Source organism: Streptomyces sp. NPDC026417 (assembly GCF_055567695.1).
Window position 1 is genome coordinate 1 of the sequence record NZ_JBVHPY010000081.1, and the last position, 4,850, is coordinate 4,850.

At 59.6% G+C, this 4,850-nt stretch carries 3 protein-coding genes and 2 pseudogenes; 1 reads left to right on the forward strand and 4 read right to left on the reverse strand.

The window, feature by feature from the left end; genetic code table 11:
- Positions 1-99: pseudogene (locus ACZ4NT_RS38660) on the forward strand (IS5/IS1182 family transposase); the annotation flags it as partial.
- Positions 100-156: 57 nt separating this feature from the next.
- On the opposite strand, the gene ACZ4NT_RS38665 reads toward ACZ4NT_RS38660, so the two are convergent.
- From ACZ4NT_RS38665 to ACZ4NT_RS38680, 4 genes and pseudogenes are all read right to left on the reverse strand, one after another.
- On the reverse strand, positions 157-438 hold the full coding sequence (locus ACZ4NT_RS38665) for a hypothetical protein (protein ID WP_467730095.1): 282 nt from the start codon (positions 436-438) through the stop codon (positions 157-159).
- Between the two features lie 288 nt (positions 439-726).
- On the reverse strand, positions 727-1,512 hold the full coding sequence (locus ACZ4NT_RS38670; protein ID WP_467730097.1) for a terpene synthase family protein: 786 nt from the start codon (positions 1,510-1,512) through the stop codon (positions 727-729).
- A gap of 768 nt (positions 1,513-2,280) precedes the next feature.
- Positions 2,281-3,579: a prenyltransferase/squalene oxidase repeat-containing protein gene (locus ACZ4NT_RS38675; RefSeq protein WP_467730099.1), complete on the reverse strand. Its 1,299-nt coding sequence runs from the start codon at positions 3,577-3,579 to the stop codon at positions 2,281-2,283.
- Between the two features lie 842 nt (positions 3,580-4,421).
- Positions 4,422-4,724: pseudogene (locus tag ACZ4NT_RS38680) on the reverse strand (transposase); the annotation flags it as partial.
- Positions 4,725-4,850: the final 126 nt, after the last annotated feature.

The window sequence follows — 4,850 nt, forward strand, 5'->3', positions numbered from 1 at the left end:
ACCTGGCGACTGCTCCGTCGGGCCAGATGCTCCACCCGCCGCATCGGCACCATCGTCCAGGCCGTCCACACCCTCCTGACCTGCATGCATTCAGGATGAAAGAGGCTCAGTGAGCCGATTCGACAACTGACAGGAAGGCAGTGTCGCTCGAACCGGTCACTGATGGTCAGCCACTACGTCACCGGCCACGCTGACCGTGCCGGCGGTGCCAGCGGTGCTGGCGGAGTGCAGGTCTGCCTGGGCGGCAGCGACTGCCTCCTGCGGGGCGACGAAGATGGCCCGTCCGGTGATGGCCTGGCAGGGGTCAATGGTTTGGCTGCCTGCCCGGGTTGCCTCGCCCGCGATATGGTTGGCGCGCTCGGTCGCGGCCTGCTGGGAGAACGTGATGGCGGAATCATTCTTCGGCGTGCTGAGGAACGAGCGGGTTTCCCGCGTCACTTACCTGACCCGAGAGGCAGCCCGACTGGACATCACCCAATACATCGAACTTTGAGGCAATCATAAACACCCTGACTTGGCCGTCGGATACCGCCCACCGTGAGCAATCCACGCCGAATATTCGGAGGTGCGCATAGCGGTATGAAACAAACGGTCAGATCACTGTCGGAAAACTCGAGGCCCCTCAGATACCCTGCGACGCGGTCGTGGTGGCCCTTCCAGCCCGGGGTACGAACGGCGGCTAGCGCGGTGGGGTAGTGATGCGCCGCAAGGTCATCGAGCGCTGCGTCAAGTGGCAGAACCAGAACCTCGCCTCACAGCGCCAGGATCTTGATACTTGTATACATTTTCTACGACATGAATGAGGCGATACAGCATGATCGCTGGCTCGAAGTTCACTTCCATTAGAGGAAGACATAGATTGTCAAGTCGCTGCAGCTCCGCGAAGGCCAACTTGTGCGCTTCTGTGGGGCGGAGGCCGAGCGTCAGACAGTTGACTGTACCCTCTTCTCTCTCTCGATCTGCACCAACCACATCATTGAGTAATCGAATTGCAAGATTAGCGTGCTCTAGTGCCTGGGTAAGGATTGGAAGGTGATCCGGCAGGCTGGGGGTGTCCATAGCCGACCAGAGGCCGAGGCATGCGGGAGCCGGGCCACTCGTTCGAGCGCCGTGCTCTAGGTAGGTTGCAAGAGAGGGACGTTCCTCCTCCCCGGCAGACCATCTGTGCTCGCGGAGCATGGAGGTGACCATTTCATCCATTGAATGGTCCCACAGGGGTCCCAGGAGCCTTCCTTGTAGTTGGCTATGTACATCGGCTCTGATGTCAGCAAGGGTTGTTGATAGGGGGCCACTTGAAACGGCTTCTCCTGCGAGTACGGCCCGGATTTCATGGATCGTCGACAAGATTAGATCTGGATCGATGTCAATGTCGTCGATCCAGTCGTCGAAGAATATGATCCAGCTGTTAATCCTTGCACCCAGATAGAGATCTTTGATCCCTAGCCAGGGGGCGCTTGATGTCGCGATGAGAGCGGCCTGCAGGTGTGGTTCCCGTCGAAAAAATGACTCCATGCCAGAAGTCCATTGGCAGAGCAGCGGGTGAAGTTGAATGGCAGTGGCGGAGATTTGTGCAAGAGTGGGGACGTTCGCAATGTCACGAACTGTGCTTCTATTGCCGTGAGTTGAGTGAATCACTTAATTGCTCCAAGGGGAATGAGATGGAATCTCAAGGAGATCCGGGCGGTGCCCACCGTGTCATGGGGTGGATAGGATGACCCGGTTCCCAATTTCAACCTTGGGCGCACGGATCGGGGTGGTGTGCTCGCACGGGCGATTGGGCTGGTGTTGTGATCAGCAGGCGGTCTGCCGGAAGAGGACAACTTCGGTGCTCGTCTGACGGCGGGTTGCCCGACAGGAGGAACGGTCGGCTTCCAGTTCGGCAGGGTCCAGGTGGATTCTCGGCGTAGCTCTCGCCTCAGTGTCGCACTGCAACCAACCGACCTCCCTGCGCCGGCGTCCGTTGCACCGCTTTCACAGGACCGACTCGCGTGCCGCCGCCCGCTTCGGCGCCGCATACGACAGGATGGAACACACTGTACGGGCCCAGGATTGCCCCGCAGCCTTCCCAGCCCAAGCCCGTGCGGCTTTTCTCATGTCACGACGGACCTCAGTCGAGCTCATCGCTAAGCAATCGTTGAATATCGCGAGAAACGCGGCATTTCGGGGCCAACGAGTGCTTGTCCGGACCAGATCAGCTAATTATCCGGTGGAGGTTCGTAGGTAAGAATGTGCGACTCAATTGATCCCAGGGTGATGCAATAGCCCGGGTCTTCCCGGTGCTCACAGGATGAGGTAGAGATCGCGAAGCCCTGCGACAACAAAGGCATGTGTGTGAGTGGGAAAGTGGGCGAGGAATGGGCGAGGGCCGTACATTATAGGACTGCCGGACCACGTGCCATCGTCGCGCTGCGTCTCCATCAGGTAGCGCGCCGCACGGTTGATAGCCTTTGCGGCCAACGGATTTCGGGCGCGGCTGAGAGCCGTGAGGGCTAGGCCCGTGGCGGCCGGCGAGCTACAATTTCCCGACTCGTAGTCGGGCCAGCCACCATCAGAGAGCTGCTGCTCGATTAGCTCAGTGATGGCCTTCCGTGATGCCGGGTGGTCAGATCCTATTGCGGGGATATACTCTGCCGCAGTGTACGCTGGGGGGGCATACCAGTCTGCGATCCACCCTCCTTCCTCACGCTGCGCAATAAGCCACTGCCTTCCTGCTGTGGTGTCGATTCCGTGGCCTGTCTGCACAGCCAGCGCAGTGATCACATGGGCGGTGATGTCTTGCGACGGGTGATCATCCGCAGACTGCCACGTGCTCCACAATCCCGAGGGTAGTTGGACCTTCCTGAGGTATTGGTAGGCAGCGGAGCGCGTCCGTTCACCGACCAGGGTGCCGGCGAGTGCAGCCACCGTAACTGACGTGGTGTCGTTGTCGGCCTCGATGCCCCGCCTGATTCCCCACCCGCCGTCCTCGGACTGCGCACGTTCGAGAAAATGCAGGGCCGGCTGAAGTGCGTGAGCCTCGAACTCGGGGATGTTCCGGAGGGAGCGGACCATGAGAGCGGTGTCCCAGATCTCGTTCGGTATGAAACGCCACGTCCCGTCAGGCCTTTGGCTTTTGTGCAGGTATTCCATGGCCCGGCGCTCGGCAGCGTTATCGGCATGCGACATAGCCAATCCCAGGTAGGCCAGCGCGGTAACTGCGGGCATGAAACAGAACGAGCCGCCTGCATCTTGCGTCCGCTTGAGAACCCGCACCGCGTCAGGTGGTGCAGGTGCGCCAAGAGCAGCCAGCGCAATGAGTTCCGCGGCCGCCATGAGAACCTGCTGCCACTCCTTTATTCTGCCACTGCGACCCGGGCGGGTAGACGTGGTAGCGGCCTCAAGTAGCTTCCTGGGATGGAAGTCGGGAAGCCCTGCGGCCACAGCCAGGCAACCAAGCATCAAGGTACGGCTGGCGAATTGCCCTGAGAAGGCATTTACCGGAAGGGTGACGGCAGTTTCGGGGTTGATAGCAAGTTCCTGCAGCTGCTCCTCGACACCCCTAACCGTTGCAGGATTGGCCTGGGGCTGCGCAGTGGACAACCATCTCCGGGCGCGTTGAACGGCTGCCCCGCTTCCGCCTCCGGCATGCAGAGCAAACGCGGTGATGGAGGTCTCCAAGACCCGGGGGTCCGCAATGCCCTCCCATGCTCCGTCTGGCCGCTGCCAATCGAGAACTGTAGCTGTAGCAGACGAAAGCACCTTTGTTAATTCTGGGGTTGAAACGGCGCGCAATTGAGGAAATCCCTATCTGTAACTGACGCTGGGTCCATAAACGGCGCAGCGTGCATGGCGGTCACCATTTTGGTGCGAGCTACTTATGCTCTATAGTCGACGTATCTGGCTACTGCTCATGTAGGCTTGTGAAGTAATCCAGCGGGCGCAGGATCTCGGTAATAACAGCGACCTTTTCGCTATGAGGAAAAATCCTATAAAGACAGTAAAAAATGCATGTCTGCGAAAAGGTCTACAGCGATTCATTCCGTGACTCTTCCCGGCGGCTGCAGGCGAGGCCTCGAATGTGTGACGTCGAACGCCGCTGGCAGTTATGCCAAGGTGAGAATTAATCGCAATTCGTCTCAAGGATTCCGAGGCGGCGCCACGGCGGCCTTCCATTATAATTCGTATGGAGGATTGCGTGGCATTTGTAGCTGGAAACTTTTCTGGCTACTTCGTCGGATTGGTTCATAGCTAGGCGAGGAAGTAGCGCTCGCGACGCTAAGGGAAAGAGAAGGTAACGCCTACGCGTCTAATACCCATAATTCTCCCACGGGCTTTCGATTACCACGGAGGGAAAAGTCTCATAGCTAAATTCTCTCCGGGAGAGTATTTAGTACCTAGTATTTCAGTGAGACTTCGTGTGCTGAGCTGGCTTGTGTCGTTGTGCTACCTCGCCGCAGACGGTGACCAACCTGATCGGACGGCTGCGGAATGACAGCACGGATCCCTCGCCGGCGCAGCTGCCCACGGATCGCGCGCGACGAATACGCGCGATCCGCCAGGACGGCCTCCGGGCGCGTCCTCGGTCTGCCACGTCCGCTCCGCGGAACGCGGATGCCACCCATGACGGCCTCGAAGGTCGGTGCGTCACCCGCCTGGCCTGCGGTGACGTGGAGAGCCAGGGGTCGCGCATAGCTGTCGCTGGCGAGATGGATCTTCGTGCTCAGGCCGCCGCGGGAGCGTCCGAGACCGTGATCGTCTGGTTCGGAGCGGTCCGCAGCCCCGTTACCGTTTTCGTGGCCTCGCAATGAGGCTCCCGGCCTTCGGCCCCGGTATGACTTGAGCCCCCAGTCGAGATGATCGAAAAGGTGGTG